A 26,671-nucleotide genomic window follows, 5' to 3' on the forward strand; every position below is an offset into this window, starting at 1 on the left:
CTCACCGTACGTTCGAGTACGGCGGCGCGGCCTCGGCTCTTGGTCGGAGTACCGGGACCGACCCGGGACCTACGCCCCGGGGACCGGCGCCTCCCGCAGCCCCGCCCCCAGCCTCCGCAGCCCCTCCGCGATCTCGTCCGGCGTCTGCGTGACGAAGCACAGCCGCAGGGTGGCACGGTCGGGGGTGCCCGCGTGGAAGGGGGCGCCGGGGACGTACGCCACGTCGTGCCGGACCACCTCGGGCAGCAGGGTGGTGGTGTCGTACCCCTCGGGCAGTCTGGCCCACAGGAACATGCCGCCCTCGGGACGGGTCCACACCGACCCCGCCGGGAGGGTGTCCGCGAGGCCCGCGAGCATGGCGTCCCGGCGGGCACCGTAGGCGGCGGCGACGCGCGCGACGTGCGCGTCCAGGTCGCGGTCGGCCAGGTACCGGGCCGCGGCGAGCTGGTTGACGGTCGGGGTGTGCAGGTCGGCGGCCTGTTTGGCGACCGCGCAGGCCCGGAGCAGGCAGGCGGGCGCCCGCAGCCAGCCCAGGCGCAGGCCGGGTGCCATGACCTTGGAGAAGGAGCCGAGCAGCACCGTCCGGTCCCGGGCCCCGTCGCAGGAGGCGATCCACGGCACCCGCTCGCCCTCGAAGCGCAGCTCCCCGTACGGGTCGTCCTCGACGATCCACAGGCCGCACCGCCCGGCGACCTCGGCGACGGCGGCCCGGCGGGCGGCGGGCATGGTGCGCCCGGTGGGGTTCGAGAAGGTGGGGACCGTGTAGAGCAGCTTGGGGCGCTCGCGCACCACCAGCTCCTCCAGCGCGGCGGGATCGATCCCGTCCTCGTCGCCGGGGACGGCGACGACCCGGGCGCCCGCGAGGCCGAAGGCCTGGAGCGCGGCCAGGTAGCAGGGGCTCTCGACGAGGACGGTGTCGCCGGGTTCGAGCAGGGCGGTGGCGAGGAGCGACAGAGCCTGCTGCGAGCCGGTGGTGACGAGGATGTCCTGGGCGTCGGTGGCCAGTCCGCGCACCGACGTACGGGCGGCGAGCGCGGCCCGCAGGGAGGGTTCGCCCTCGGTGGTGGAGTACTGGAGGGCCCGCGCGGGAGTCTCCGCGAGGACGTCCCGGTACGCGGCGGCGATGCCCTCCGCGTCGAACAGCTCGGGCGCCGGCAGCCCGCCCGCGAAGTTGATCACCTCGGGGCGGGCGGTGACGGCGAGGATGTCCCGTACGGGCGAACCGCCGATCGACCGGGCCCGCGCGGCGAGCGGGGGCAGGGGGGCGGCGGTGTCGGCGGGCGCGGTCTCGGTCAGGGTCATGCCCGCAGCCTAGAGAAGTACGTGCCGCCTACAAGTTCCTTTCCGTGATGCGGACACGCGCGTGAGCCCCCGGTGCGCGGGCCTCTTGCCATGCGGCTCGGCAGCACACCCAGGGGCGCGGGGAACTGCGCGAGCAACCACGGCGGACCCGCACCCGGCAACGGACGGGCACCGGCGCGGGCCAGTGGTGACCGACGACCCGGTGTCACTCGCCGTCCACAAACTCCCACGCGTCACTGCCGAGGGGGTACGCGTAGTAGGAGCTGTCCCGGGAGGCACTGGTGCGGAACGGCTTGCCGTGGTCGTCGACGCGGGTCGTGCCGTGCCGGCCGCCGCTGGACCACTCCAGCTCCAGGTACCAGCTGACGTCCTGGCCGCTGGTGTGCGCGTTGACGTGGAAGACCTCGGGGTCGGACTCGCTGACGCTGTACGGGAAATCCCGCTGGCCCCCGATCGGCGTCGCCAGCGGGGTGCCCAGGTCGAGGGAGACGTCGAAGGCCGTGACGTCCACCTGGCCGCCGCAGCCGTTGCCCATCACGTACTGGTTCCAGTCCAGCGCCGGTCCGGTGTCCACCACCCGGACGTGCAGGTCCTCCAGGACCACCGTCTCCGGCCCGGTGCCCTGCACGGTGAGGACGGTCATCTGCCGGTTCGCGGAGACCGCGTTGAGGGGGGTGGCCCAGCCGACGGCGTCCTGCTGGGGCGGTGGCTTCGGCACGTTCTTCGGGCTGCGGTCGACCAGGAAGGCGTGGTCGCAGGGCACGTCCCAGTAGTACGGGGTGGTCGACACGGTCAGCGCGGGGCCGCCGGCGGGTGCCTCCCGGCTCGGCGACGCGGTACCCGGACGCGAGGGGGAGGCGGAGGGAGAGGCGGTCGGGTCGCCCGAGGGGGAGCCGGACGGGGACGCGGAGGCGCTCGGGGAGACGGATCCGGTGGCCGTCCCGGACACCGAGGCGGAACTCTGCGCGACGGCGCCGGCCCGACCGCGCCCCGTGCCGTCGTCCGTGCCCGGCACGAGGTTGGCCACGAGCGCGACGGCGGCGCTGACGGCCACGACGCCGGACGCGGCGTAGAGCGCGGCGCGCGGGACCCGGCGGCGGGCCGGGGTCTCCGCCACGGTTCCGGCGGATCCACCGGACTCCTCGGGTTCCCCGGACTCCTTGGGCTCCCTGGGCTCCCTGGGCTCCCTGGGGGTTCCGGCTTCCCCCGGCCCCCCGGCCTCTGCGGCGCCCCCGCTCCCCTCGGTCCCCCCGGTCCTTTCGGCCGCCTCCGTCCCCCCGGTCCTTTCGGCCGCCTCCGTCCCCCCGGTCCTTTCGGCCGTCTCCGTCCCCCCGGCCGCCTCCGTCCCCCCGGCCGCGCCGACCTCCCCGCTCCCCTCCTTCTTCACGCCGCGCAGCGCGTCCGCGCGGATCCAGCGGCGGTGGAGTTCGAGCAGTTCCTCGGGTGTCGCCCGGCACACGCGGGCGAGGCGTTCGACGGAGGCGAACTCGACCGGCACCACCTCTCCGCTGACGTACCGGTGCAGGGTCGAGCCGCTCATGTGCAGCCGCTTGCCCAGTGCCCCGTAGCTGAGCCCGGACCGCTCCTTCAACTCCCGCAGCAACTCCGCGAAGTCGTCCCCCGCCACCGTTCCACCCTCTCTCGCATCCCCGTACCGCGTCCCAGAGGGACGTTGTTTGCGCAGGTCAGAGCGTTCCGGGCGTCCCACCGTCCCGTATGCTCCGCGGTCGCTGGCGGCCGGGACGGGCCCGACCGCACGCTGTGGTCATCCAAGCAGCCGCTCCCGGCGAACGGTCGAGCGGCTCACCTCAGTAACCGGATTCACAGGGGGACTCCATGTCCGCACGCACCACTCGCACCCGCCTGTTCGCCGCCACCACGGTGGCGCTGGCCGCGCTCTCCCTGACGGCCTGTGAGGGCGACGGCGTCGACTCGGGCGCCCCGGCCCCGGCCGCCAACACCTCCGTTGCCGGGAACAGCAACCAGCCGTCCGCCAAGGGCGGCTCGGGCGACGCGAAGGAGAACACCGGCCAGGCACCGAACTCCGGCAACGGCAACGGCGCCGACGCCGGTTCCGCCACCGGCGCGGCCGCGGGCGCGGGCGCGGGCGAAGACCAGTCCGACCCGGGCCTGCCCGGCAAGTGCTCCGCCTCCGACGTGCGCATCACCGCGGCGAACGCGCCCCGCCCGATCAACCACCTGCTGCTGACCGCGACCAACACCGGCTCGAAGACCTGCGCGCTGCCCGAGTACCCGGCGGCCCGGTTCGGCGAGGCCCAGTCGGTGCCGCCCGTCGCGGAGTCCAGCAAGCCGCAGTCGCTGACGACGCTGGCCCCCGGCGAGTCCGGCTACGCGGGCGTGCGGCTGTCGTCCGGCGACGGCAGCGGTGAGGGCGGCTACGACACGCAGACCCTCACCATCCCCTTCGAGGACGGCTCCATCGCCCGGGTCACGCTGCCCTCGGACGGCGTGTTCGTCGACAGCGCCCTCACGGTCACGTACTGGCAGACCAGCGCCGCGAACGCGCTCGAGTACTGAAGGGGTACGCGCACCCGCACGCCGTGCGTGCGGGGCCGGCACCGGTCGGTCAGCGCAGTGTGCGAGCGGCCTCGGTCGCCCAGTAGGTCAGGATGTTGCGGGCGCCCGCCCGCTTGATCCCGGTGAGCGACTCCAGGATGGCCCGGTCGCGGTCGATCCAGCCCTTCTCGGCGGCGGCCTCGATCATCGAGTACTCGCCGGAGATCTGGTAGGCGGCGACGGGCACGTCCGAGACCTCGGCGACCTTGGCGAGGATGTCGAGGTAGGGGCCGGCCGGCTTGACCATCACCATGTCGGCGCCCTCCTCGAGGTCCAGCGCCAGCTCGCGCATCGCGTCCCGCGCGTTGGCTGCGTCCTGCTGGTAGGTCTTGCGGTCCCCCTGCAGCGAGGACCCGACGGCCTCACGGAAGGGCCCGTAGAAGGCGGAGGCGTACTTCACGGTGTACGCGAGGACGGCGACGTCCTCCCGCCCGATCTGGTCCAGCGCGTCCCGGACGACGCCGATCTGGCCGTCCATCATCCCGCTGGGGCCGACCACGTGGGCGCCCGCGTCGGCCTGGACCTGGGCCATCTCGGCGTACCGCTCCAGGGTGGCGTCGTTGTCGACCCGCCCCTCGGCGTCGAGCACACCGCAGTGCCCGTGGTCGGTGAACTCGTCGAGGCAGAGGTCGGACATGACGAGCAGGTCGTCCCCGACCTCGGCCCGCACGTCACGCAGCGCGACCTGGAGGATCCCGTCCGGATCCGTCCCCGTCGTCCCGACGGCGTCCTTCTTCTCCTCCTCCGGCACGCCGAACAGCATGATCCCGGAGATCCCGGCCTCGACCGCCTCGGCGGCCGCCTTCTTGAGGGTGTCCCGGGTGTGCTGGACGACCCCGGGCATCGCGGCGACCGGCACCGGCTCCCGCACGCCCTCGCGCACGAAGGCGGGGAGGATGAAGTCGGCGGGGTGGAGCCGGGTCTCGGCGACCATCCGACGCATCACGGGGGTGGTCCGCAGCCGCCGGGGCCGGGTGCCGGGAAAGGATCCGTACGTCGTCATGGCTCCTACGCTACGCCCGCCCCACGCATGCCTTTGCCGACGGACAGTCGGACCGGAAGCCCCCTCGCCCCCCTCGCCCCCCCCTCGCCCCCTTGACCTCAACCAAACTTCAGCTTCTACGGTCGGTGCCATGGACTACTCACACAGCGACGCCGACCTGATCCACCAGCCCATCGGCTACTGGAGCTGGGCCGCGTACAAGGCAGTCGTCACCCGCACCCGCGCGGCCCTCGCCGAGATCGGCACGACCCAGCCCCAGTGGTGGGTCCTCGCCCAGGCCGCCGACGCCGCCACCCCGAAGACCCGCGACGAGATCTCCCGCCTCCTGCGGAACTACCTCGACGCGGGCCCGGAGGTGATGGAGTCGGAGATCGACGCGACCGTCACCCAGGGCTGGATCACCCAGTCCCCCGACGGCCGGCTCGCCCTCACCCCCGAGGGCAGCGCCTTCCACGCGAAGGCGGCCGCCCTCCAGCGCGACCTGTGGACGGAGCGCCACGCCGGGATCTCCGACGAGAAGTACCTGACCACCCTGAAGGTGCTCCAGCGCTTCATCCACAACACGGGCGGCAGGGCCTGGCACCACTAGGGCCTGTCCGATTCGTTCAAGAAAGGGCGCGGGGCGTCCCACTACCGTCGCTGCCATGAACGGCACAGGCAGGACAGACAAGCAATCGCGCCACGTCAGCGTCCACATCGACCGCACCGCCGACGAGGTCTACGCCTACGCCTCGGACCCGGCCAACCTGCCCGGCTGGGCGCACGGGCTGGGCGGATCCATGGAGCAGGTCGACGGCCGCTGGTTCGCCGCCTCCTCCCCCATGGGCCGGGTCGAGGTCGCCTTCGTCCCCCGCAACGACCTGGGCGTCCTCGACCACCACGTCACGCTGCCGTCCGGGGAGACCGTCCACAACCCGGTCCGTGTGATCGCCGACGGCACCGGCAGCGAGGTGGTGTTCACCGTCCGCCGGCAGCCCGGGACCAGCGACGCCGACTTCGAGCGTGACGCCTCCACGGTCGCCGCCGACCTGGCCCGTCTCAAGGGAGTACTGGAGTCCGTCTAGGGCGCGACCGGCGGCCACGGCACCTCGGCCAACAGCGGGAGCAGCGCCTCCTCCTCGTAGTCGAGATGCGCGTTCAGGCGTGCGGACATCTCCGCCAGCTCGGCGCGGAAGCGGCCGGGGTCGGCGACGGCGATGTCGGCCAGCAGGGCCGCCAGTTCGCCCTGGATGCGGGCGACCGTACGGTGCTCGTCGGCGAGGCGGTCGAAGACGTCGGCCAGGTGGGGGTGGTGGTGGGCGATCCCCGGGAACAGGTGCCCGTCCTCGCTCACGTGATGGAACTCCAGCGCCTGGCAGAACGCGAGGCAGCGCTGCCTGATCTGAAGCCCGAGCCCCGGCGGCGTACCCACCGCCCCCGAGGACGCGAAGTGCGCCTCGGTCTCGGCCCGCACCTGCCGCAACTGCCCCCGCAGCCAGGTGTGCACCTCCAGCAGCTTGTCGGCGAGGGTACGGACCTCTCCGGGCGCCTCCCACCCCTCGGGCTCGGCCCGCTCCAGCACGACCACCGGCAGCGGGCGGACGGTCCGGGCCTGGTAGTCGCCGTAACCGGGCGCCGCCCGTACGACGTGCGCGAACAGTTCCTCGCGCCGGGGCCCCTCGGCGGGGACCGCGAGCGCCTCGAAGGAGCGGGAGCCGATCTCCACGCCGACGACGGGATGGGCGAGCAGGTTGTGGTACCAGCCGGGGTGGCGGGGTGCACCGAGGTTGGAGGCGACGACCAGGAGGGCGCCGCCGTGGCGGACGTAGCCGAGCGTGGTGGTGCGCGAGCGCCCCGTCCGGGCGCCGGTGGTGGTGAGCAGGAGCAGGTTCCCGTCCTCGTGCGTGACGGGCTGCTGGAAAGGTGTGGGCATACGGATCTCGGGTCTCCGGGAAAGTGCGAGAGGGACGACGACGTGCTCAGGGGCTAAGTCGTGTCAGGGCGCGGAGTAGGAACGCATCACGGACCCTTTGGGTGAAGGGCGCTCGCCCGATCGCCGGCAGGCCCACTGCTCTTTGACCGGCGCCACGCGGCACCACCCTCATTACACGCACCCGCCCGCCGCCTGTCAACGCACGTCGGGACAGGGCGGGTTGCGCTACCGCCCCGGGACTACCCCGCTCGTTGCAGGGGAAGTCAGTTCCTCGTTTGACGTGTTCACGGGCGCTCCTTGGCAGCATCGGCGCGTACCTCGGCAATCCGTGACGAGGTCCGAGACCAAGGGGGAAACATGACTCGACTCCGCACCCGTTCCGCGGCCATCGGCATCGCCGCGGCCGCCGCCGCCGCGCTCCTCACCGGCGGCACCGCGCAGGCCGCCCCCGCGCAGACCGGCCAGTCCGACGTCTCCGTCCAGGGCTACATCCCGGGCAAGGACGCGGTGGCCGGCCAATGCAAGGGGTGGCTCAACAAGCGGTCCGACGGGTACGTCCAGGCGGTCGGGCAGTCGTGGAACAACAACGAGTGCTACTTCGTGCTCCAGCGCAAGCGCGTCGGTTCGGGCGGATACGGCTGGACGGCCGTCTCCTATTACTACGGGATCCTGAACGCCAAGACATCGACCGGCTACCACTGGAACGGAACCGACGCGGGCTCCCGTGTCTGCCTGTGGAACTACACCACCGGCGCGCAGGACTGCGGCGCCACCGCCTGGTAGGAACACCGGCCGCACCACCCCGGCCGAACGGTGAGGCGGGGCGCCTCAGGAAGGCCCCGCCTCATCTCACTTGCTCGCGCGCCCGGCCGCGCTTCTAGGTAGGTGACGAGGCCGGCGGCCAGTCGATGCCCGCGCCCTGGAGGACGCGGCTGTACTTCGCGTACCGGCGCCTTGCGATGTACAGCCCGGCCATCCACAGCCCGGCGAAGAGCAGCCAGATCGCCGCACACACGAGAAGCGACGGGGCGCTGAAGCCGGTCTGCGAAAGTGGAATGAGCATGGCCACGGGCATGACCAGAAGGGCCATCAGCCCTCTTCGCCTGTGGGTACGGCAGTAGTCGACCATGATGCGGGCGTGCAGAAGATCGATGTCGCCCTGTGTCTCGGCCAGCGGACGCAGACGACTCCCACCGGGCCGCATGCCGGGCAGTTGTCCCCCTTGCGGAGCCGTGGGACAGAGCTGGGCGGCCCGCGCCGCCCGCTCCGGCGCGTCGGGCAGGCGCCGGAAGGCGAAGTACGGGTTCGGACTCCCCTTGGGTGAGAGCGAGGAAAGCCCGTCGTACCGGTACCCGTACTGCTCGGCAACGTAGGCGAAAGCCGCGAACTTGCGCCACGACCGCTGCAGATTGCGGGCGTCATGCTGTTCGGCGCCCTGGGAGCCGTCTCGCAGCAGTGCTTTGAGTTGAGGCTGCAGGAACATCGAATCTCCTGGGGAAGATCGTCGCACGGCGTCGTGAGAGACAACTTCCCATCAATACCGGTGTGTCAGGGTGCAACTTCCAGCTCAGCCCACACGGTCTTGGACGGCACCGGCCCGCACCGAACGCCCCAGCGGTCCGCCAGCTCCTCGACGAGAAGCAGCCCGTAACCCGACTCCGCGTCCGTGTTCGCGTCCGCGCCAACGGTCGTCCGGGGGCTGACCGGCAGGCGGTCACCGCGGGTGTCGGTCACCTCGATGCGCAGGGTGCCCGGCGGGATGACGGAGAGCGCGAGCCGGAAGCTCCGGCCGGGGACGCGTCCGTGCAGGGCGGCGTTCGTCGCGAGTTCGGCCACGATCAGCCGGCCGGGTCCAACGGCAGCTCCCACGCGAGCAGTTTCTCGGTCGCGAGCAGCCGGGCAAGTCTCGCGCCACGGCGCGTAGCCGACAGCGGCACCGAGAACTGACGCAACGGAACGCGCTGGGTGGAGATCCCTTGATTCATGTCACCCAGCGTGTTCATGCGCGCATACGCTGTGAAGGCAGGTGGCCCGTGCGGTCGGTGTCTGTCCGTGGAGCGTCCGGTTCCGTCCGGGCTGCCCGGGGTGACCGGTCGCGGAGGCCGGAAGTTGGTCCGGGGAACGGCGCGCGGTGGGAGGGCGGCGGCATGAGTGAGTGGGAAGCGGGGCTGGACGACGAAGAGGCCGGGGCGGTGATGCGGACCGTCGTACGGCAACTGAAGCTGTGGCGGGAGTCGGCCGGGCTCACCCAGGCGGAGTTCGGGGTGGCGATCGGGTACGGGGAGGAGCTGGTGTCCTCGGTGGAGCGGGGGCGGCGGATTCCTCGGCCGGAGTATCTGGACGCGGCAGATGAGGCGCTCGGTGCGGGCGGAAAGATCGCGGCCCTCAAGCAGGACGTGGCGGAGGTCCGGTACCCGAAGAAGGTACGAGATCTGAAGAGGTTGGAGGGCGAAGCGGTTGAGCTGGGGGCGTACAACAACTCGGTCGTTCACGGGTTGTTGCAGACGCAGGCATACGCACGAGCGGTATTCAGCGCACGTCGACCGCCTTTCACCGCAGACGAACTCGAACAACGGCTGTCGGCCAGAGTGGCCCGTCAGGAGATCGTCGGCGAAGGGGCCGCGCGTCCCCTCTTCACCTTCGTTCAGTGCGAGTCGACACTCCGCCGCCCCATGGGGGGCCAAGCGGTTATGCGCGGGCAGTTGGAGCGATTGCTGGAGGCCGCCAAGTACCCCAACATCGACCTGCAAGTCCTTCCGCTGGGGCACGAGGAGAACCCCGGGCTCGCCGGGTCGTTCAGACTGCTCAGGCTGAAGGACGGCACGACGGTCGGGCACGTCGAGGTGCAGCACATCAGCCGGGTCATCGCGGACCCGAAGGAAGTGCAGCTCCTCGAAATGCGTTATGGGAACATCCGGGCACAGGCTCTCAGCACACGGGAGTCAACGGCCCTCATCGAGACTGTGCTTGGAGAGACATGACCCTCAAGCCCTGCTTCAGTGCCGAGCCCACGTTCGCGTGGATAAAAAGCAGCTACAGCACGGACGAGGGCCCCGACTGCGTCGAGGTGGCCACCCCGGACGAGAGCCACGTCCTCGTCCGCGACTCCAAGAACCCCGCAGGCCCCCGCCTCGACCTCACCTCAGCCGCCTGGGCGACCTTCCTGCCGTACGCCTCCGGGCGCTGACGGAACGAACAGTGCGGGGCACCCCCGAAGGAGCGCCCCGCCTCACCTCACGTCGAAGACCGCCGTCTGCGCGCCCCCGGCCGCCGTTCGCTCGGCCGGGTCACCGGGTCGCCGGCCTCCACGGCCGCCGCGCGGCGCCGGTTGCCGAAGTCGGCCAGGGCCTCCGCCAGCTTCAGCACCGACGGCTCCGGAGCCATGACGTCGACCCGCAGGCCGTGCTCCTCGGCCGTCTTGGCCGTCGCCGGGCCGATACACGCGATCACCGTGACGTTGTGCGGCTTGCCCGCGATGCCGACCAGGTTGCGGACCGTGGACGACGACGTGAAGAGCACCGCGTCGAAGCCGCCGCCCTTGATCGCCTCCCGGGTCGTGGCCGGCGGCGGCGAGGCGCGCACCGTGCGGTAGGCGGTGACGTCGTCGACCTCCCAGCCCAGCTCGATCAGCCCGGCGACGAGGGTCTCGGTGGCGATGTCGGCGCGCGGCAGGAAGACACGGTCGATCGGGTCGAAGACCGGGTCATACGGCGGCCAGTCCTCCAGCAGACCGGCCGCCGACTGCTCGCCGCTCGGCACCAGGTCCGGCTTCACGCCGAAGGCGATCAGCGCGTTGGCCGTCTGCTCGCCCACCGCGGCGACCTTGATCCCGGCGAAGGCACGGGCGTCGAGCCCGTACTCCTCGAACTTCTCCCGGACCGCCTTCACCGCGTTGACCGAGGTGAACGCGATCCACTCGTAGCGGCCCGTGACCAGGCCCTTGACCGCCCGCTCCATCTGCTGCGGGGTGCGCGGCGGCTCCACCGCGATGGTCGGGACCTCGTGCGGCACGGCGCCGTAGGACGTCAGCTGGTCGGAGAGCGACGCCGCCTGCTCCTTCGTCCGCGGCACGAGGACCTTCCAGCCGAACAGCGGCTTGGACTCGAACCACGACAACTGGTCGCGCCGGGCGGCGGCGGAACGCTCGCCGACCACGGCTATCACCGGGCGGCCACCGTCCGGGGACGGCAGCACCTTCGCCTGCTTCAGGCTCTGGGCGATCGTGCCCAGCGTCGCGGTCCAGGTGCGCTGCCTGGTCGTCGTACCGGCGATCGTCACCGTCAGCGGCGTGTCCGGCTTGCGGCCCGCCGACACCAGCTCACCGGCGGCCGCGGCCACCGAGTCCAGCGTCGTCGAGACCACGACCGTGCCGTCCGAGGCACCGACCTCGGTCCAGCACCGGCCGGAAGCCGTACGGGCGTCCACGAACCGCACGTCGGCGCCCTCGGCGTCCCGCAGCGGCACACCGGCGTACGCGGGCACGCCGACGGCGTTCGCGATACCGGGGACCACCTCGAAGGGCACCCCGGCCGCGGCGCACGCCAGCATCTCCTCGGCGGCGTAGGCGTCGAGCCCGGGGTCCCCGGTCACCGCACGCACGACCCGCCTGCCGCCCCGCGCGGCCTCCATGACAAGATGTGCGGCATCCCGCACAGCGGGGACGCCCGAGGTCGTTGACGCTCCGTCAACTACCTTCAGCTGGGGCGCGCCTGTGCCCGGATCCGACGGATCGGCATCCGTGTGCACTTCGGACACGCCCTGCCGCGCATGCGTGCGTACGACGTCGAGCACCTCGTGCTCGGCGACGAGGACGTCCGCGTGCGCCAGCGCCTCCACGGCGCGCAGAGTCAGCAGTCCCGGATCTCCGGGTCCGGCACCCAGGAAGGTGACGTGCCCGTGTTCCGGACCGGCGGGAAAGGCGGTGGGGCTCAATGTGCTCGCTCCCCCATCAGACCGGCCGCGCCCTGGGCGAGCATCTCGGTGGCGAGTTCGCGACCGAATGCCAGCGCCGCCTCGTGCGTCTCGGGCACGGGACCGGTGGTGGACAGCTGCACCAGCGTCGAGCCGTCGGTCGTGCCGACGACGCCGCGCAGGCGCATTTCCTTGACAGTCTGCCCGTCGGCCAGAAGGTCGGCCAAGGCGCCCACAGGGGCGCTGCAGCCGGCCTCCAGGGCGGCGAGCAGTGACCGCTCGGCCGTTACGGCGACCCGCGTGAACGGGTCGTCGAGTTCGCCGAGCGCGGCGATCAGCGAGGCGTTGTCCGCCGCGCACTCGATCGCCAGTGCCCCCTGGCCGGGGGCGGGCAGAACCGTGTCGACCGACAGGAAGTCGGTCACCTCGTCGCTGCGGCCCACCCGGTTCAGTCCGGCGGCGGCCAGCACGACGGCGTCCAGCTCCCCGCTGCGGACGTATCCGATGCGGGTGTCGACGTTGCCCCGGATCGGGACCGTCTCGATCTCCGTCCCGTGGGTACGGGCGTACGCGTTGAGCTGCGCCATGCGGCGCGGCGCGCCGGTGCCTATGCGCGCCCCGCGCGGGAGGTCGGTCAGCTTGCGCGCGTCCCGGGCGACGACCACGTCCCGCGGGTCCTCGCGCTCCGGTACGGCGGCCACCACCAGGCCCTCGTGCTGCGCGGTGGGGAGGTCCTTGAGCGAGTGAACCGCGAAGTCCACCTCGCCTCGCAGCAGCGCCTCGCGCAGCGCGGCGACGAACACGCCCGTGCCGCCGATCTGCGCCAGCTGTTCCCGCGAGACGTCCCCGTACGTGGTGATCTCGACCAGCTCAACGGGCCGACCGGTCACCTGGCTCACGGCGTCCGCCACCTGCCCGGACTGGGCCATGGCGAGCTTGCTCCGCCTCGTCCCCAGCCTCAGTGCCTTCTCAGTCATGCCGGCCCTCGGTTCTTCTCAGTGCTGTTCTCGGCGCGGGAGACGGAGGCCACCGTCTCCTGGTCGAGGTCGAACAGGGTGCGCAGCGCGTCCGCGTACCCGGCGCCGCCGGGCTCGGCCGCGAGCTGCTTGACCCGTACCGTCGGCGCGTGCAGCAGCTTGTCGACCACACGCTTGACGGTCTGGGTGATCTCGGCGCGGTGCTTGCCGTCGAGGCCGGGCAGCCGCCCTTCGAGGCGGGCGATCTCACCGGCCACCACCTCGGCGGCCATGCTGCGCAGCGCGACCACGGTGGGCGTGATGTGCGCGGCGCGCTGGGCGGCGCCGAAGGCCGCGACCTCGTCGCCGACGATGCGGCGGACCGTGTCGACGTCGGCGGCCATCGGCGCGTCGGCGGAGGCGTCGGCGAGGGACTCGATGTCGACCAGGCGCACCCCGGCCAGCCGGTGCACGGCGGCGTCGATGTCGCGCGGCATGGCGAGGTCGAGGAGGAAGAGCACGGGCTGCGGGCGCGGCACCTCGGCGACCGGCTCGGGCCGGCGGCGCTCGGGGATCCGGCCGACGCTCGCGGCGGTCGCGGCCAGCGCGCCGATCAGCTCGGCGTCCGCCTCGGGCCCCGGCCGCCCGGTCTCGCGCGGCCGGTCCACCGCCGCACCGCCCGCGGCCCAGGCCCCGTGCTGCTCCAGCGTCGCCGCGTCCATCCCGGCCACGGCGGCCTCCCCCATGACGGAGAAACCGGTCGGCACGGCGGACAGGTCGAGCGGGCAGTTCTCGTCGGCGGCGGCACCCGGGGACGGCAGCGGAGTGGCGGCGGCCTCCGGCTCGTCCCGTACGCCGATGGGGCCGGCCGCGGCCGCGGGGGCGCCGGTACGGGCCTCCACCGTCGCGGCGACGGAGTCGGCCGTGAGGACGAGACCGGTCGCACCGGTGCAGGAGACGGCCACGTCCGCACGTGTCAGCTCGAACGGCACCGCGTCCATCGGTACCGCGCGGGCCAGCACGTCCGTGTCGTCGCCCTCGGAGAGGATCTGTGCGAGGCGCTCGGCGCGCGCGAAGGTGCGGTTGGCGACCACGATCTCGGCGACCCCGGCCCGGGCCAGCGTCGCGGCGGCCAGCGACGACATCGAGCCGGCGCCGATGACCAGGGCCTTCTTGCCCTGCGCCCAGGTCTGCGGGTCGGCACCCGCGGACAGCTGCTCCAGGCCGAAGGTGACCAGGGACTGCCCGGCGCGGTCGATGCCGGTCTCGGAGTGGGCGCGCTTGCCGACCCTGAGCGCCTGCTGGAACAGGTCGTTCAGGAGCCGGCCGGCGGTGTGCAGGTCCTGGGCGCGGGCCAGGGAGTCCTTTATCTGGCCGAGGATCTGCCCCTCGCCGACCACCATCGAGTCGAGCCCGCAGGCCACCGAGAACAGGTGGTGGACGGCGCGGTCCTCGTAGTGCACGTAGAGATGGGGAGTGAGCTCCTCCAGGCCGACCCCGCTGTGCTGGGCGAGCAGCGTGGACAGCTCGGCGACACCGGCGTGGAACTTGTCCACGTCGGCGTACAGCTCGATGCGGTTGCAGGTGGCCAGCACCGCGGCCTCGGCGGCCGGTTCGGCGGCGACCGTGTCCTGCACCAGCTTGAGCTGCGCGTCCTCGCCGAGCGACGCCCGCTCCAGGACGCTGACGGGGGCGCTGCGGTGGCTCAGACCGACGACGAGGAGGCTCATGCCGGCATCACGGCGGGTACGTCCCCGTCGGGTCCCTGGTCGGTGGGGCGCTGCTTGCGGGCGACGGCGGGCGGTACGACGCCGTCGGCCACGGCCTCCTCGCCGGCCTTGCGCTGCTCGTGGAAGGCGAGGATCTGCAGCTCGATGGAGAGGTCGACCTTGCGCACGTCGACGCCCTCGGGGACGTTCAGCACGGTCGGCGCGAAGTTCAGGATGGAGGTGACACCGGCGGCCACGAGCCGGTCGCAGACCTGCTGGGCGGCGCCGGCGGGGGTCGCGATCACGCCGATCGACACACCGTCGTCGTCGATGATCTTCTCCAGCTCGTCCGTGTGCTGCACCGGGATGCCGGCCACGGGCTTTCCGGCCATCCCCGGATCGGCGTCGATGAGCGCGGCGACCCGGAATCCGCGGGAGGCGAACCCGCCGTAGTTGGCGAGGGCGGCACCGAGGTTACCGATTCCGACGATCACAACCGGCCAGTCCTGGGTGAGGCCGAGTTCACGGGAGATCTGGTAGACGAGATACTCGACGTCGTACCCGACGCCCCGGGTCCCGTAGGAGCCGAGGTAGGAGAAGTCCTTGCGGAGCTTCGCGGAGTTGACCCCGGCCGCGGCCGCCAGCTCCTCGGAGGAGACCGTGGGCACCGAGCGCTCGGAGAGCGCGGTGAGGGCGCGGAGGTACAGCGGAAGCCTGGCGACGGTGGCCTCGGGAATCCCTCGGCTGCGGGTCGCCGGTCGGTGTGTTCGGCCAGTTGCCACGGTGCTCCTGCGGGTAGAGCGGGGCTGTAGGCGGTCATACGTCCCTACATGACCGCCCCGTCGAATGCAGGCTATGTCTTTGTGAACGCGTGCACAAAGATGGTGTCCGATTTGCCCGGCCAACGTGACCGGGGTCACGCGCCCCCGGCGCACGGGACGGGAACCGGCGCACACGCACCCTCGTTCCTCACTCATCGGGGGCAAAGCCGTACACGCTCCTCACGATCAACGCCCCCGAGACCTGGTCACCATCGATCCTAAGCGACCATACGGACTACTTGGACTGGTCGGTCAGTGCCTTGCGCAGCCGTTCCTCGTTCACACGCCAGAAGGTGTGCTGCCTGCCGTCGACCAGGACGACCGGAATCTGCTCCCAGTACTGGTCGTGCAGTCGGCGGTCCTGGGTGATGTCCTTCCCCTCCCAGGGGACACCCAGGTCGGCACAGACCTTCTCCACGACGAGCTGTGCGTCATCACACAGGTGACAGCCGGGTTTGCGGATGAGGGTGACGAGATGGTTCTCGGAATGCTCAGGGGACTGGGCGGAGTGCGGGGCCCCCGGGGTCTGCGGGGGCTGCGGGGGCTGCGATGCCTGCGCGGGCTTTCGGCGGAAGAGGGGACTCATGCCGGCCATTCTCCCGCGCCCTTTAACGACCCGGTCGTCCAGAGTTCACAGCCTGCGAACCTCTCGACTCCGAAGCCTCCGAACAAAATGGCTATGCTCACGGGCATGGCCGCTCTCGGATGGCTCTCTCCCCGTAGGCGCTCCGCCACGGCGCGGAGCGTGTTGGCAGGCGAGGCCTCGGCGGAGGCAGCCCGCAAGTCCGCCGAGGCCACACCGGAGACCGCGACCGGCTCCGGCGCGGAACCGGAGTTCCCGGTCCACGGCGACGACCGCGCGGCGGCCTTCTTCGACCTCGACAACACCGTGATGCAGGGCGCCGCGATCTTCCACTTCGGCCGGGGCCTGTACAAGCGGAAGTTCTTCGAGACCCGCGACCTCGCCCGGTTCGCCTGGCAGCAGGCGTACTTCCGGCTGGCCGGGCTCGAGGACCCGGAGCACATGCAGGACGCCCGCGACTCCGCGCTGTCGATCGTCAAGGGCCACCGCGTCTCCGAGCTGAAGTCGATCGGCGAGGAGATCTACGACGAGTACATGGCCGAGCGGATCTGGCCCGGCACCCGCGCCCTCGCCCAGGCCCACCTGGACGCCGGACAGAAGGTCTGGCTGGTCACGGCGGCCCCGGTGGAGATCGCCCAGGTGATCGCCCGCCGCCTCGGCCTGACCGGCGCGCTCGGCACGGTGGCCGAGTCCATCGGCGGCGTCTACACCGGCAAGCTGGTCGGCGAGCCCCTGCACGGCCCGGCGAAGGCCGAGGCGGTACGGGCGCTGGCCACGGCCGAGCACCTGGACCTCTCCCGCTGCGCCGCCTACAGCGACTCGCACAACGACATCCCGATGCTGTCGCTGGTCGGACACCCGTACGCGATCAACCCCGACTCCAAGCTGCGCAAGCACGCCCGGGATCTGGAGTGGCGCCTGCGCGACTACCGCACCGGCCGCAAGGCGGCGAAGGTCGGCATCCCCGCGGCCGCGGGCGTCGGCGCGGTGGCGGGCGGCACCGCGGCGGCCATCGCGCTGCACCGCCGCCGCCGCTGACCCGAGTCATGTGATGACCCGAGCCATGTGACGTACCCGCGGGACGCCCTCTCCAGTCCCGGTTCCCCACACTTCCTCACATCGGCCACAACACGCTCTGTAGCAACAAGGAACCCGAACCGTTTCGGTCATTCACTGATCACTTTGCTGCATCTGATCGAGCGTCAATCGGGCACAGAAGCGACGTAATCGATGATTTGAGCAACTGGGCGTAGCAGTGCCTGTACGAAGCGTTATTCTCCTCAGACGCATTCCGGTACCCCACCTTCGCTACGACGGGTGACAGGTTCCGAACTGCACGTGATGCAAGCTCTGCCTCTGGGAGTCCCGTGTACCCACACGTCGGGGTTGACGCCTCGGGCCTGGCTACGCTGCGCGCAACGGTCAAATCGGCCCAAGACCTCCTGCGCGGCCTCGTCCCCACCGCGTACACCGTCCCCGCCCTCGCCGCCGCCGCCGCGCCCGCCGGTCCGTGCTACGCACTGGCCGAAGGAAGCGCCGCCGTCGGCAGACGCGCGCGGTCGTCCTCGTCCGGGACCGCCGCCACCACCCACCGCCGCCCCGCCGCGGACAGCGACAGCGCCCGCATGATGGACCTGGTCGAACGCGCCCAGGCCGGTGAGGCCGACGCCTTCGGCCGGCTCTACGACCAGTACAGCGACACCGTCTACCGCTACATCTACTACCGCGTGGGCGGCAAGGCGACCGCCGAGGACCTCACCAGCGAGACCTTTCTGCGGGCCCTCAGGCGCATCGGCACCTTCACGTGGCAGGGCCGTGACTTCGGCGCCTGGCTGGTGACCATCGCCCGCAACCTCGTCGCCGACCACTTCAAGTCCAGCCGCTTCCGGCTGGAGGTCACCACCGGCGAGATGCTCGACGCCAACGAGGTCGAGCGGTCCCCCGAGGACTCCGTCCTCGAATCGCTCTCCAACGCCGCCCTGCTGGAGGCGGTACGACGGCTCAACCCGCAGCAGCAGGAGTGCGTCACGCTGCGATTCCTCCAGGGTCTCTCGGTCGCCGAGACCGCCCGTGTCATGGGCAAGAACGAGGGCGCCATCAAGACGCTCCAGTACCGCGCCGTGCGCACCCTCGCCCGGCTGCTCCCGGACGACGCCCGCTGACCCTCCGCGTTTTCCAAATCACCATCGGTGAAAGTCGGTTGGGACAGCGGTCAGATCATCCACCGTCCGTAACCCAAGTGCCGCGCCGCTCGTTGTGCGGGATGCAGGCTCCCTGTGGTCACTCCCCGGCCGACTCCGATCACCCGATCGGATGGTTCCGATCGGGGCGTGCAACCCTCAGGACCCCCTGGGGAGTCGACCGTCATGACGAGAGCGAGAGGAGGTGCCGCCAGTGATCGCGAACGTATCGGCACACCGGCGGGCGAACGCCTTCGCCCAGGCTCTGGAGGAGCAGTCCGATCCCGGGGCGGCCGAGCAGCCCGGAGGACCGGCGACCGCCGGGGCCACCGCGGATCCGACCGAGCAGGGTCGTCTGGTGACCCTCGCGCAGGGTCTGGAGACACTGCCCCGGCCGCAGCTGGACCCCGAGGTCAAGGTCGTCCAGCGGGCCCAGCTGGTGGCCGCGTTCGAGGCCATGCTGCAGGAGGGCACCGCGGGCGCTGGGGCGGGGGACACATCGGTCCCGGAGCAACGCCGGGCGCGCGGCAGCCACCGGGCGGCCCCGCTGAGCAGGTTCCGGCCCCGTTCGCGGCTGGCCAAGGGCCTCACCGCGGGCGGACTGAGCGTGAGCGTGGCCGCGGGTGCCTTCGGCGGAGTCGCCGCCGCCAGTTCGGACGCCCTGCCCGGCGACTCGCTGTACGGCCTCAAGCGCGGCATAGAGGACTTCCGCCTCGGCCTGGCCGACGGCAACGACGAGCGCGGCCGCGCCTACCTGGACCGGGCGTCGACCCGGCTCAGCGAGGCGCGACGGCTGATGGAGCGCGGCCGCAGCGGCCCCCTCGACCACGAGTCGCTCAACGAGATCCGCCGTGCCCTCTCCGGCATGCGGCACGACGCCTCCGAGGGACACCGCCTGCTCAGCGCGGCCTACGCCCACGACCCCGACTCGCTGGCCCCCATGCAGGCCCTCTCCTCCTTCTCCCGTTCCCACCGGGAGGCCTGGGGAGCGCTGCGCGAGCGGCTGCCCGTGCAGCTGGGGGACGTCAGTGAGCAGGTGTCGTCGGTGTTCGACGCCATAGACGACGACGTGGCCCCGCTGCAGTCGATGCTGCCCCGGCCGCCCTCCCCGGACGAGGACCGCGGCACCGACGGCCGCCCAGGCGGCTCCGGCCCGGCGACCACGGACCCGCCCGGCACCGACCGCTCGCCGGCCCCCGGCACCGGCGACTCCGGGACGTCCGACCGCGGCCGCACCGACAGCCGCGGTCCCAGCGAGTCGTCCGACTCCGGCCGCGAGGACGACGGACTCCTCGGCGGCGGCACCGGCGGCCTGCTCGACCCGCCCAAGGAGGACTCCCGCCCCGCCTCCCCGTCGACGGGCGACAACACCCCGCCCGCCGAGCCGGACGTCACCCTCCCGCCTCTCCTCCCGGGCCTCCTGCCCGGCCTGGGCATCGAGGCGGAGGACGCGGACTGACACGAGTGGGGTGCTCCCTGGAAACAGGGGGCACCCCACCGCCGCTCGGAGGAACTCCGCTCGGGAGAACTCCGCTCAGAAGAACACCGACCGCCGCTGCACGAGCAGCTTGTAGAGCGTGTGCTGGATCTGCTCCCTGACCTGGTCCGTCAGGTTGAACATCAGCATCGGATCCTCCGCCGCCTCCGGCGCGTACCCGTCCGTCGGGATCGGCTCGCCGAACTGGATCGTCCACTTCGTCGGCAGCGGGACCGCGCCCAACGGGCCCAGCCACGGGAACGTCGGCGTCAGCGGGAAGTACGGGAAGCCCAGCAGCCGCGCCAGGGTCTTGGAGTTGCCGATCATCGGGTAGATCTCCTCCGCCCCGACGATCGAGCACGGAATGATCGGCGCCCCCTGCCGCAGGGCCGTGGAGACGAAACCGCCCCGCCCGAACCGCTGCAGCTTGTAGCGCTCGCCGAACGGCTTGCCGATGCCCTTGAAGCCCTCCGGCATCACCCCGACCAGCTCGCCCTGCGCCAGCAGCCGCTCGGCGTCCTCCGCGCAGGCCAGCGTGTGCCCGAGTTTCCGCGCCAGCTCGTTGACCACCGGCAGCACGAACACCAGGTCCGCCGCCAGCAGCCGCAGATGCCGGTCCGCCGGATGGTGGTCGTGCACGGCGACCTGCATCATCAGCCCGTCCAGCGGCAGCGTCCCGGAGTGGTTGGCGACGATCAGCGCACCGCCCTCGGCCGGGATGTTCTCGACGCCCTTCACCTCGACCCGGAAGTACTTCTCGTACACCGGCCGCAGCAGCGACATCAGCACCTGGTCGGTCAGTTCGGCGTCGTACCCGAAGTCGTCGACCTCGTACTCCCCGGTGAGACGACGGCGCAGGAAGGCCAGCCCACCCGCGATCCGCTGCTCCAGGCCGCCGTCCGCGTCCTCCGGCTCCACGGGGACGTCGCCGTCCTGCTCCGCGGCCCCCCGCACGGGCAGGGGCTGCACCTCCCGCACCGGCGCCGGCTCCGCGCCCTTGCGCCGGCCTCCCGCACCGCGGCGCCGCGCCGGACGCGGTACCGCGTTACCGCCGCTCGCACCCCCCGCGCCGCTCCCCCGCGACCGGTCGTCGTCGAACGGAATGACCTTGGCGTCCGCCATCGTTGATGCGCTCCTCAGTTGGCGCTCTGCGTCGGAAGGTGGCCGTCGCCCCGCCGGGACAACTCCGCGATCCGGTCGACGGCCCCCGCGAGGGCCTCCGGCGGCAGCAGCCCGGCACCGCGGCTGCGCGCGAAGTCCGCGAACGCTCCGGCCGTCGTGTACTTCGGCCGAAAACCCAGCGTCTCGCGCATCTGCGTGGTGTCCACCACCCGACCGTGGGTGAGCAGCCGGATCTGCTCGGGGGAGAAGTCCGTCATCCCCAGCGTACGCACGAGCGTGCCCGCCCAGGTGACCGCCGGCAGCGGCAGCGGCACCGTGGGGCGCCCCAGCCGCCGCGAGCACTGCGACAGCAGCAGCACGCCGTCGCCGGCGATGTTGAAGGTCCCGCTGTTCAGCGTCCCCCGCCGCGGCTCGTGCGAGGAGATCCGCAGCACCTCGATCACGTCGTCCTCGTGCACGAACTGCAGCCGGGGGTCGTACCCGAACACCGTCGGCAGCACCGGCAGCCCGAGGTACGAGGCGAGCGGCGTACCCGCGTCCGGACCCAGGATGTTGGCGAACCGCAGCACCGTCACCGCCACGTCCGGTCGACGGCGCGCGAAGCCCCGCACATACCCCTCGACCTCGACCGCGTCCTTGGCGAAGCCGCCGCTGGGCAGGGACTTGGGCGCGGTGGTCTCGGTGCAGACGGCCGGGTCGCGCGGCGCGGACCCGTAGACGTTCGTACTGGACTTCACCACCAGGCGCTGCACGGTCGGCGACTTCTGGCAGGCCCCGAGCAGCTGCATCGTGCCGATGACGTTGGTCTCCTTGACCGACGTACGACTGCCGCTGACCAGCGGTGTGCCCGTGACGTCCATGTGCACGACCGTGTCGGCACCCGTCTCGGCCAGCACCCGCCCGATCGCCGACTGCCGGATGTCGGCCTGCACGAACTCGGCGCCGCCCAGATGGTGCTCCGGCGGGACGGCGTCCACGCCCACGACCCGGTCCACGTCGGGATCTCGCTGGATACGCCGGACGAACCGGCCCCCGAGGTGCCGGGCCACTCCGGTCACGAGCACGACCTTGCCCAAGATCCGCGCCTTCCTTCCGCCCTACTGCGTACCCTGCCGCCTTCCCCGCCCGCCGGCCAACTTAGCCGGTCGGTGTTGCGCTGTGATGACCGCCGGATGCAGCAGGTGACGAGAATTCGCGGTCCCGTCCCGCGCCGGGTTCCCGGTCACCGGAATACGACTGTGGCCCCCCACCGGATGCGGTGGGGGGCCACAGGACACGCTGACGGCGCAGCGTCGCCTACTTCTTGTTGCGACGCTGAACGCGCGTGCGCTTGAGCAGCTTGCGGTGCTTCTTCTTGGCCATCCGCTTGCGCCGCTTCTTGATAACAGAGCCCACGACTACCCTCGCTCACTTCTCATCACTCGGTTGGTGAGCGCCATGGGCCCACACGACCTACGAGGGGCCAGCCTACCCGCCCGAGCGCTGAGGTCGTAATCGAGGCCGTCAGGCCGTTTCCACCCCCACGTAACTCTCGCGGAGGTACTCGTGAACCGCTTGCTCCGGGACGCGGAACGACCGTCCCACCCGGATCGCGGGCAGATGACCGCTGTGCACCAACCGGTACACGGTCATCTTGGACACGCGCATCACCGAGGCGACTTCCGCCACGGTAAGGAACTGAACCTCGTTCAGAGGCCTTTCGCCAGCTGCAGCCATGACACACCTGAACCTTCCGCACTCGACGGCCACCGGCTTCCCCTTCCGGTGACTCTTCGTCGCTGCGTGCTCACTCCCCAATGTAGGGGCGGGTGATGCGAATGGGGAAGAGGTGCACCCATCGCTTCCCTACCGTGACAGACACGCCCGATTGAGTACGTAGCGGGTGAGCGGTCTGTAGTACTCGGAGCGCACAGCGTCATCAAGTGGAACGACGACGGACACGACCCCCTCGGCCTGGCCGACGAAGAGCGCGGGATCGTCCGTATCGGCCGGCCCGATGGCCTCGAACCCCAGCTGACCTGCCCCGCAGACCCACCCGTGATCCCCGATCACCAGCTCGGGCAGCGGTCCGCCTCCCTCGGCCGCGGCGGCCAGCGCGGTACGAACCGGGAGCGGCGAGTGGGTGTGTGCGCCCGGCTCACCACCGGCGCGACCGTCGCCGTCCGCTCGCAGCAACGCGACGCCCCGGACGTAGGCGAGGCGGTGCGTGCGTAGACCGAACCGGGTCGTTATGTCGACACAGCGACCCTGCGCCGGGGTGAGGACAGTACATCCCGCCGCCGACAACGCCTGGGCCAAGGCGACGTAGAAACCAAGCAGTCGGTGCGGATGCCCCGTGCCGAGGAGGACCGGGGCGCGACGCTGAGCGACGGCGGCGAGCCTGCCCGCGAAGGCGTCCAGCGCCGCGAGGGTCCGCTCGGGGTCGATCACGTCCTGGCCCGAAGTATCCCGCGGATCGGCCGAGACCCCACACCTCTCCGCCATCAGCGCGACCAGCTCCCGGTGCCCCCAGTCCCTCACCGGGTCGATCCCGATCAGCACCCGGGGATCCCGCGCAGCGAACAACCGGTAACTCCGCAGACTCACCTCCCGAGCAGTCGCCACCACCCCGGCAAGCCGCACGTCCAGCAAATGAGCCCGAAGAGCTCCACGGGTCAGCACCCACCTGATGCTGCCGGGTCATACCCCTTCCAGGCGGCAAAACCGGGCAACCGACCCACGGACGGCGTAACCCCGCAGCCTCCCAGCTGCGGGCAGTCGTGCCGCTGGGGCGGCACCCGTCCCAAAGAGAGCGGCACCCCGCCACGCCGGGCTGCGACACCCACCCCCGGCCCACACCGACGCCGGATCACCGAACCGCGCGGCGACCAGACGTCACGCCAACAACCCCCGCAACGGAAACACCGCCCGCCGAGCCGCCACCACCGCCTGATCCAACCGATCCGCGGGATCGTACCCCTCCTCCCACGGGGCCCACCCCACCGGCCACCGCCCATCGGTCATCCGCATCGGTCCCAACTGCCGCGTCCGCGCGAACACCTCCTGCCGCCACCCCTCCGGGATCACCGTCTCCGGCTCCACCGGCCGCCCCGCCGCGATCCCCACCAGATGCGCCCACGACCGGGGCACCACATCCACCACGGCGTACCCGCCCCCTCCCAGGGCCACCCACCGCCCCCCGGCGTACGCGTGCGCCAGCTCGTGACACGCCACCTGCACCGCCCGCTGCGCGTCCAGCGACACCGCGAGATGCGCCAGCGGATCCTCGAAGTGCGTGTCCGCCCCGTGCTGCGTCACCAGCACCTGCGGCCGGAAGTCCGCGAGCACCTCCGGCACCACCGCGTGGAACGCCCGCACCCACCCCGCGTCCCCGGTCCCCGCCGGCAGGGCGATGTTCACCGCCGACCCCTCGGCGCACTCCGCGCCCGTCTCCTCGGGCCACCCGGTCTGCGGGAACAGCGTCCGCGGATGCTCGTGCAGCGACACCGTCAGCACGCGCGGGTCCTCCCAGAACGCCGCCTGCACCCCGTCCCCGTGGTGCACGTCCACATCGACGTACGCGACCCGCTCGGCCCCCAGCTCCAGCAGCCGCGCGATCGCCAGCGCCGCGTCGTTGTACACGCAGAACCCGGAGGCCGCGCCCGGCATCGCGTGGTGCAGTCCGCCCGCGAAGTTCACCGCGTGCAACGCCTGCCCGCGCCAGACCGCCTCCGCCGCCCCCACCGACTGCCCCGCGATCAGCGCCGACACCTCGTGCATCCGCGCGAAGGCAGGATCGTCGACGGTCCCCAGCCCGTACGACCCGTCCGCCGCACCCGGATCCACCGACGCCGCCTTCACCGCGTCGATGTAGTCCTGCCGGTGCACCAGCCGCAGCGTCGACTCGCCGGCCGACCGCGCCGCGACGACCTCCACCTCCCGGTCGAGCCCGAGGGCACCGACCAGACTTCGCGTCAGGGCCAGCCGGACCGGATCCATCGGGTGCTCCGGCCCGAAGTCATAGCCCGTTACTGCCTCGTCCCACATCAGCTGTGCGCGGCCGCTCATGCCCGCCACCGTATCGGTCCGGTTGATTCTCGAACGACCGGGCGTACACGACCGTCACCAGCACCAACACCATCGGTACGAGCATCGCCCCGCGGTAGCTCCAGGCGTCGCCGAGCGCTCCCACCAACGGCGAACCGATCAGGAAGCCGACGTAGTTGAACACGTTGAGCCGCGCCACCGCCGCGTCCGACGCCCCGGGACCGTACTTCTCGGTGGCGAGCCGCCCCGCCGCGGCGAACGTCTGCGGCACCAGCACGCACAACCCCAGCCCGAGCAGCGTGAACCCGAGCATCCCCACCCAGGCCCCCGGCGCCCCCGCCACCACCGCGAACCCCACCGCCGCGACGACCGCCCCGCTCCGCACCACCGCCACGGCCCCGAACCGCCGCACCCCGAAGTCCCCGACCGCCCGCCCGACCAGCGTGGTCACCATGTACACGTTGTACGGCACGGTCGCGAGCTGCTCCGAACTCCCCAGCACGTCCTGGAGGTACTTCGCGCTCCAGTTGGAGACGGTCGAGTCCCCGATGTACGCGAACGTCATCACCAGACACAGCGGCAGCAGCAGCTTGAACCCGACCCCCGCACCGCCCCCGCCCGGCCCGGCCGCCCGCGCCGCACCACTCCGGTCCCCGTCGACGTACCAGCGGCTCCCCACCAGCGCCGCCGGCAACAGCAGGACGACGACCGGCAGATACGACACCCACAGCGCCAGATCCCAGTGCGCCCCCACCCACGCAAGGGAGGCCCCGAGAATCCCGCCCAGGCTGTACGCGGCGTGGAACCCGAGCATGATGCTGCGCCCGTACGCCCGTTGCAGACTCACGCCGAGCATGTTCATCGACGCGTCCAGCGCTCCCACGGCCAGCCCGAAGACGCTCAGCGCCACGGCCAGCACCACCATCCGGTCCCCCGCCCCCGCGCCGAGCAGGGACAGCAGCACCACCGGCTGGGACCAGCGCAGCACCCGGCTCGGCCGCACGCGGCGCACCAGACGCTCGGTCGCCACACTCCCGACGCCGGCCAGGATCGGCACCGCGGCGAGGAACACCGGCAGCAGCGCGTCGGAGACGCCGTACCGGTCCTGAATGGCCGGAATCCGGGTCACCAGCAGGGCGAAGGCGACGCCCTGGGCGAAGAAACCGAACGCGAGCGAAGCCCTGCCGCGCCGCAACACATCAGTCATGGCGGCGAGCGTAGGCCCCCGGCCTACCCGTGGGTAGATCCAGCCAAAGCTGAATTCCCCTCAGCTTCACGGAAGATGTCAGCTGGCCAGCAGGTCGGCCAGCTCCCCCATGTCACCGAAGAGCCGCCCGGCCCCGGTCAGCTTCGAGGCCGGCGTCATCGCGGTGAACCCGTACACGTCCATCCCTGCCGCGACGGCGGCCCGCACGCCCAGTGGGCTGTCCTCGATCACGACACACCGCCCCGGCGCCACCCCCATCCGCTCCGCCGCGTGCAGGAACAGATCCGGCTCCGGCTTTCCCCGCCCCACGTCCTGCGAACTGAAGATCCGCTCGTCGTCGAACCACCGGTCCAGCCCGGTCTTCCGGTGCCCGACCCGGATCCGCTCATGGCTCCCGGACGAGGCCACGCAGTACGCCACTCTGTCCGCGGCCAGCTTCTCCAGCACACCGACGGCCCCGGGCACGGGCTCCAGTTCACGCTCGAAGGCGGCGAAGACCCGCCCGTGGAACTCGTCGTCGAAGTCCGCGGGCAGCCGCCGACCCGTCCGCTCCAGGATCAGCTCATGGATCCGGTGCATCGCGGAGCCCATGTAGTCCCGAATGGAGTCGTCGTACGACGTCGGGTGGCCAAGCTCCGTCAGATAGCCGGCCAGCAACCGGTTGGAGATCGGCTCACTGTCGACGAGGACGCCGTCGTTGTCGAAGATAACCAGGTCGTAGCGCATGGAAACGACCCTAAACGCAGAAAGCCCCGCACCGTTCCCGGTGCGGGGCTCTCATACAATGATTGTTCGGCGGCGTCCTACTCTCCCACAGGGTCCCCCCTGCAGTACCATCGGCGCTGTAAGGCTTAGCTTCCGGGTTCGGAATGTAACCGGGCGTTT

27 protein-coding genes, 1 rRNA gene and 1 pseudogene are annotated in these 26,671 nt (G+C 71.7%); 9 read left to right on the forward strand and 20 right to left on the reverse strand.

The features are described 5' to 3' along the window. Positions 1 to 69 precede the first annotated feature (69 nt). Complete coding sequence (locus ACFW01_RS20690) at positions 70 to 1,302, reverse strand: PLP-dependent aminotransferase family protein (RefSeq protein ID WP_234958159.1); 1,233 nt, start codon at positions 1,300 to 1,302, stop codon at positions 70 to 72. Between the two features lie 205 nt (positions 1,303 to 1,507). Next, positions 1,508 to 2,929, reverse strand: a complete 1,422-nt coding sequence (locus ACFW01_RS20695; RefSeq protein ID WP_384505343.1) for a helix-turn-helix domain-containing protein — start codon at positions 2,927 to 2,929, stop codon at positions 1,508 to 1,510. 209 nt (positions 2,930 to 3,138) lie between these two features. Between ACFW01_RS20695 and ACFW01_RS20700 the strand changes: the two genes are divergently transcribed. Continuing rightward, a complete protein-coding gene (locus ACFW01_RS20700; protein WP_384505346.1) occupies positions 3,139 to 3,840 on the forward strand; it encodes a DUF4232 domain-containing protein in 702 nt (233 codons plus the stop codon). Between the two features lie 49 nt (positions 3,841 to 3,889). Here the strand turns inward: ACFW01_RS20700 and hemB are convergent, their stop codons facing one another. Continuing rightward, positions 3,890 to 4,882 (reverse strand): porphobilinogen synthase, encoded by a 993-nt coding sequence (gene hemB / locus ACFW01_RS20705; RefSeq protein WP_234958162.1) that lies wholly within the window; start codon positions 4,880 to 4,882, stop codon positions 3,890 to 3,892. Between the two features lie 130 nt (positions 4,883 to 5,012). Here hemB and ACFW01_RS20710 point away from each other — a divergent pair, with 130 nt between their 5' ends. Further along, on the forward strand, positions 5,013 to 5,471 hold the full coding sequence (locus ACFW01_RS20710) for a MarR family winged helix-turn-helix transcriptional regulator (protein ID WP_384505351.1): 459 nt from the start codon (positions 5,013 to 5,015) through the stop codon (positions 5,469 to 5,471). A 55-nt stretch (positions 5,472 to 5,526) separates the two neighbouring features. Then, positions 5,527 to 5,946 carry an SRPBCC family protein gene (locus ACFW01_RS20715; RefSeq protein WP_234958164.1) on the forward strand — a complete coding sequence of 140 codons (420 nt, stop codon included), beginning with the start codon at positions 5,527 to 5,529 and terminating at the stop codon, positions 5,944 to 5,946. On the opposite strand, the gene ACFW01_RS20720 is transcribed toward ACFW01_RS20715, so the two are convergent. Then, entirely contained in the window at positions 5,943 to 6,794 is an 852-nt protein-coding gene (locus ACFW01_RS20720) for a nitroreductase/quinone reductase family protein (protein ID WP_384505355.1), read from the reverse strand. The two genes, ACFW01_RS20715 and ACFW01_RS20720, sit on opposite strands and share 4 nt — an antisense overlap. A gap of 357 nt (positions 6,795 to 7,151) precedes the next feature. On the opposite strand from ACFW01_RS20720, the gene ACFW01_RS20725 reads away from it, so the two are divergent. After that, entirely contained in the window at positions 7,152 to 7,577 is a 426-nt protein-coding gene (locus ACFW01_RS20725; RefSeq protein WP_234958166.1) for a hypothetical protein, read from the forward strand. A 94-nt stretch (positions 7,578 to 7,671) separates the two neighbouring features. On the opposite strand, the gene ACFW01_RS20730 is transcribed toward ACFW01_RS20725, so the two are convergent. Next, the gene (locus ACFW01_RS20730) at positions 7,672 to 8,277 is read right to left on the reverse strand and encodes a hypothetical protein (RefSeq protein ID WP_384505359.1); all 606 of its coding nucleotides are present in this window, start codon (positions 8,275 to 8,277) and stop codon (positions 7,672 to 7,674) included. Positions 8,278 to 8,342: 65 nt separating this feature from the next. Next, a pseudogene (locus ACFW01_RS20735) lies at positions 8,343 to 8,779 on the reverse strand (ATP-binding protein). Positions 8,780 to 8,941: 162 nt separating this feature from the next. On the opposite strand from ACFW01_RS20735, the gene ACFW01_RS20740 reads away from it, so the two are divergent. Beyond that, complete coding sequence (locus tag ACFW01_RS20740) at positions 8,942 to 9,775, forward strand: helix-turn-helix transcriptional regulator (RefSeq protein WP_384505362.1); 834 nt, start codon at positions 8,942 to 8,944, stop codon at positions 9,773 to 9,775. Then, on the forward strand, positions 9,772 to 9,981 hold the full coding sequence (locus ACFW01_RS20745) for a DUF397 domain-containing protein (RefSeq protein ID WP_234958169.1): 210 nt from the start codon (positions 9,772 to 9,774) through the stop codon (positions 9,979 to 9,981). The genes ACFW01_RS20740 and ACFW01_RS20745 overlap by 4 nt, the downstream gene beginning before the upstream one ends. Positions 9,982 to 10,028: 47 nt before the next feature. Here the strand turns inward: ACFW01_RS20745 and ACFW01_RS20750 are convergent, their stop codons facing one another. The 5 genes from ACFW01_RS20750 to ACFW01_RS20770 form a co-directional block, all read right to left on the reverse strand. Continuing rightward, positions 10,029 to 11,726 (reverse strand): uroporphyrinogen-III synthase, encoded by a 1,698-nt coding sequence (locus tag ACFW01_RS20750; RefSeq protein WP_384505365.1) that lies wholly within the window; start codon positions 11,724 to 11,726, stop codon positions 10,029 to 10,031. Continuing rightward, complete coding sequence (gene hemC, locus ACFW01_RS20755) at positions 11,723 to 12,682, reverse strand: hydroxymethylbilane synthase (RefSeq protein WP_234958171.1); 960 nt, start codon at positions 12,680 to 12,682, stop codon at positions 11,723 to 11,725. Before hemC ends, ACFW01_RS20750 begins: the two co-directional genes overlap by 4 nt. After that, positions 12,679 to 14,391: a glutamyl-tRNA reductase gene (locus ACFW01_RS20760; protein WP_234958172.1), complete on the reverse strand. Its 1,713-nt coding sequence runs from the start codon at positions 14,389 to 14,391 to the stop codon at positions 12,679 to 12,681. The genes hemC and ACFW01_RS20760 overlap by 4 nt, the downstream gene beginning before the upstream one ends. Then, positions 14,388 to 15,152 (reverse strand): redox-sensing transcriptional repressor Rex, encoded by a 765-nt coding sequence (locus ACFW01_RS20765; protein WP_234958173.1) that lies wholly within the window; start codon positions 15,150 to 15,152, stop codon positions 14,388 to 14,390. Before ACFW01_RS20765 ends, ACFW01_RS20760 begins: the two co-directional genes overlap by 4 nt. 274 nt (positions 15,153 to 15,426) lie before the next feature. Then, a complete protein-coding gene (locus ACFW01_RS20770; protein ID WP_384505371.1) occupies positions 15,427 to 15,777 on the reverse strand; it encodes a glutaredoxin family protein in 351 nt (116 codons plus the stop codon). Positions 15,778 to 15,882: 105 nt separating this feature from the next. Here ACFW01_RS20770 and ACFW01_RS20775 point away from each other — a divergent pair, with 105 nt between their 5' ends. The 3 genes from ACFW01_RS20775 to ACFW01_RS20785 all read left to right on the forward strand — a co-directional run bounded on the left by ACFW01_RS20775 (position 15,883) and on the right by ACFW01_RS20785 (position 19,413). Beyond that, positions 15,883 to 16,812 (forward strand): HAD family phosphatase, encoded by a 930-nt coding sequence (locus ACFW01_RS20775; protein WP_234958175.1) that lies wholly within the window; start codon positions 15,883 to 15,885, stop codon positions 16,810 to 16,812. 329 nt (positions 16,813 to 17,141) lie between these two features. After that, the gene (locus ACFW01_RS20780; RefSeq protein WP_161329793.1) at positions 17,142 to 17,936 is read left to right on the forward strand and encodes an ECF subfamily RNA polymerase sigma factor, BldN family; all 795 of its coding nucleotides are present in this window, start codon (positions 17,142 to 17,144) and stop codon (positions 17,934 to 17,936) included. A gap of 232 nt (positions 17,937 to 18,168) precedes the next feature. Next, a complete protein-coding gene (locus tag ACFW01_RS20785) occupies positions 18,169 to 19,413 on the forward strand; it encodes a DUF5667 domain-containing protein (protein ID WP_234958176.1) in 1,245 nt (414 codons plus the stop codon). A 75-nt stretch (positions 19,414 to 19,488) separates the two neighbouring features. On the opposite strand, the gene ACFW01_RS20790 is transcribed toward ACFW01_RS20785, so the two are convergent. The 9 genes from ACFW01_RS20790 to rrf form a co-directional block, all read right to left on the reverse strand. Beyond that, positions 19,489 to 20,553, reverse strand: a complete 1,065-nt coding sequence (locus ACFW01_RS20790; protein WP_234958177.1) for a lysophospholipid acyltransferase family protein — start codon at positions 20,551 to 20,553, stop codon at positions 19,489 to 19,491. Between the two features lie 14 nt (positions 20,554 to 20,567). Beyond that, complete coding sequence (locus ACFW01_RS20795) at positions 20,568 to 21,629, reverse strand: NAD-dependent epimerase/dehydratase family protein (RefSeq protein WP_234958178.1); 1,062 nt, start codon at positions 21,627 to 21,629, stop codon at positions 20,568 to 20,570. Positions 21,630 to 21,849: 220 nt separating this feature from the next. Beyond that, the gene (locus ACFW01_RS20800; protein WP_003948845.1) at positions 21,850 to 21,948 is read right to left on the reverse strand and encodes a 30S ribosomal protein bS22; all 99 of its coding nucleotides are present in this window, start codon (positions 21,946 to 21,948) and stop codon (positions 21,850 to 21,852) included. Positions 21,949 to 22,056: 108 nt separating this feature from the next. After that, positions 22,057 to 22,269 (reverse strand): helix-turn-helix domain-containing protein, encoded by a 213-nt coding sequence (locus ACFW01_RS20805; protein WP_004984898.1) that lies wholly within the window; start codon positions 22,267 to 22,269, stop codon positions 22,057 to 22,059. 129 nt (positions 22,270 to 22,398) lie between these two features. Beyond that, a complete protein-coding gene (locus ACFW01_RS20810) occupies positions 22,399 to 23,214 on the reverse strand; it encodes a phosphatase (RefSeq protein ID WP_234958179.1) in 816 nt (271 codons plus the stop codon). Positions 23,215 to 23,427: 213 nt separating this feature from the next. Beyond that, entirely contained in the window at positions 23,428 to 24,600 is a 1,173-nt protein-coding gene (locus ACFW01_RS20815) for an acetoin utilization protein AcuC (RefSeq protein WP_384505377.1), read from the reverse strand. After that, positions 24,551 to 25,786 (reverse strand): MFS transporter, encoded by a 1,236-nt coding sequence (locus ACFW01_RS20820; protein WP_384505380.1) that lies wholly within the window; start codon positions 25,784 to 25,786, stop codon positions 24,551 to 24,553. The genes ACFW01_RS20815 and ACFW01_RS20820 overlap by 50 nt, the downstream gene beginning before the upstream one ends. A gap of 78 nt (positions 25,787 to 25,864) precedes the next feature. After that, the gene (locus tag ACFW01_RS20825) at positions 25,865 to 26,512 is read right to left on the reverse strand and encodes an HAD family hydrolase (protein WP_384505383.1); all 648 of its coding nucleotides are present in this window, start codon (positions 26,510 to 26,512) and stop codon (positions 25,865 to 25,867) included. A gap of 64 nt (positions 26,513 to 26,576) precedes the next feature. After that, positions 26,577 to 26,671 (reverse strand): 5S ribosomal RNA (rrf, locus tag ACFW01_RS20830); the annotation flags it as partial.

The sequence above is a fragment of the Streptomyces sp. NPDC058985 genome, from assembly GCF_042740985.1.
Classification (GTDB): domain Bacteria; phylum Actinomycetota; class Actinomycetes; order Streptomycetales; family Streptomycetaceae; genus Streptomyces.

Bases quoted from the DNA above. Each gene is read 5' to 3' on its own strand.
- ACFW01_RS20690 (WP_234958159.1), bottom strand. From the start codon at position 1,302: ATGACCCTGACCGAGACCGCGCCCGCCGACACCGCCGCCCCCCTGCCC.
- ACFW01_RS20700 (WP_384505346.1), top strand. From the start codon at position 3,139: ATGTCCGCACGCACCACTCGCACCCGCCTGTTCGCCGCCACCACGGTG.
- hemB (WP_234958162.1), bottom strand. From the start codon at position 4,882: ATGACGACGTACGGATCCTTTCCCGGCACCCGGCCCCGGCGGCTGCGG.
- ACFW01_RS20710 (WP_384505351.1), top strand. From the start codon at position 5,013: ATGGACTACTCACACAGCGACGCCGACCTGATCCACCAGCCCATCGGC.
- ACFW01_RS20715 (WP_234958164.1), top strand. From the start codon at position 5,527: ATGAACGGCACAGGCAGGACAGACAAGCAATCGCGCCACGTCAGCGTC.
- ACFW01_RS20720 (WP_384505355.1), bottom strand. From the start codon at position 6,794: ATGCCCACACCTTTCCAGCAGCCCGTCACGCACGAGGACGGGAACCTG.
- ACFW01_RS20725 (WP_234958166.1), top strand. From the start codon at position 7,152: ATGACTCGACTCCGCACCCGTTCCGCGGCCATCGGCATCGCCGCGGCC.
- ACFW01_RS20730 (WP_384505359.1), bottom strand. From the start codon at position 8,277: ATGTTCCTGCAGCCTCAACTCAAAGCACTGCTGCGAGACGGCTCCCAG.
- ACFW01_RS20740 (WP_384505362.1), top strand. From the start codon at position 8,942: ATGAGTGAGTGGGAAGCGGGGCTGGACGACGAAGAGGCCGGGGCGGTG.
- ACFW01_RS20745 (WP_234958169.1), top strand. From the start codon at position 9,772: ATGACCCTCAAGCCCTGCTTCAGTGCCGAGCCCACGTTCGCGTGGATA.
- hemC (WP_234958171.1), bottom strand. From the start codon at position 12,682: ATGACTGAGAAGGCACTGAGGCTGGGGACGAGGCGGAGCAAGCTCGCC.
- ACFW01_RS20760 (WP_234958172.1), bottom strand. From the start codon at position 14,391: ATGAGCCTCCTCGTCGTCGGTCTGAGCCACCGCAGCGCCCCCGTCAGC.
- ACFW01_RS20770 (WP_384505371.1), bottom strand. From the start codon at position 15,777: ATGAGTCCCCTCTTCCGCCGAAAGCCCGCGCAGGCATCGCAGCCCCCG.
- ACFW01_RS20775 (WP_234958175.1), top strand. From the start codon at position 15,883: ATGGCCGCTCTCGGATGGCTCTCTCCCCGTAGGCGCTCCGCCACGGCG.
- ACFW01_RS20790 (WP_234958177.1), bottom strand. From the start codon at position 20,553: ATGGCGGACGCCAAGGTCATTCCGTTCGACGACGACCGGTCGCGGGGG.
- ACFW01_RS20805 (WP_004984898.1), bottom strand. From the start codon at position 22,269: ATGGCTGCAGCTGGCGAAAGGCCTCTGAACGAGGTTCAGTTCCTTACC.
- ACFW01_RS20815 (WP_384505377.1), bottom strand. From the start codon at position 24,600: ATGAGCGGCCGCGCACAGCTGATGTGGGACGAGGCAGTAACGGGCTAT.
- ACFW01_RS20820 (WP_384505380.1), bottom strand. From the start codon at position 25,786: ATGACTGATGTGTTGCGGCGCGGCAGGGCTTCGCTCGCGTTCGGTTTC.
- ACFW01_RS20825 (WP_384505383.1), bottom strand. From the start codon at position 26,512: ATGCGCTACGACCTGGTTATCTTCGACAACGACGGCGTCCTCGTCGAC.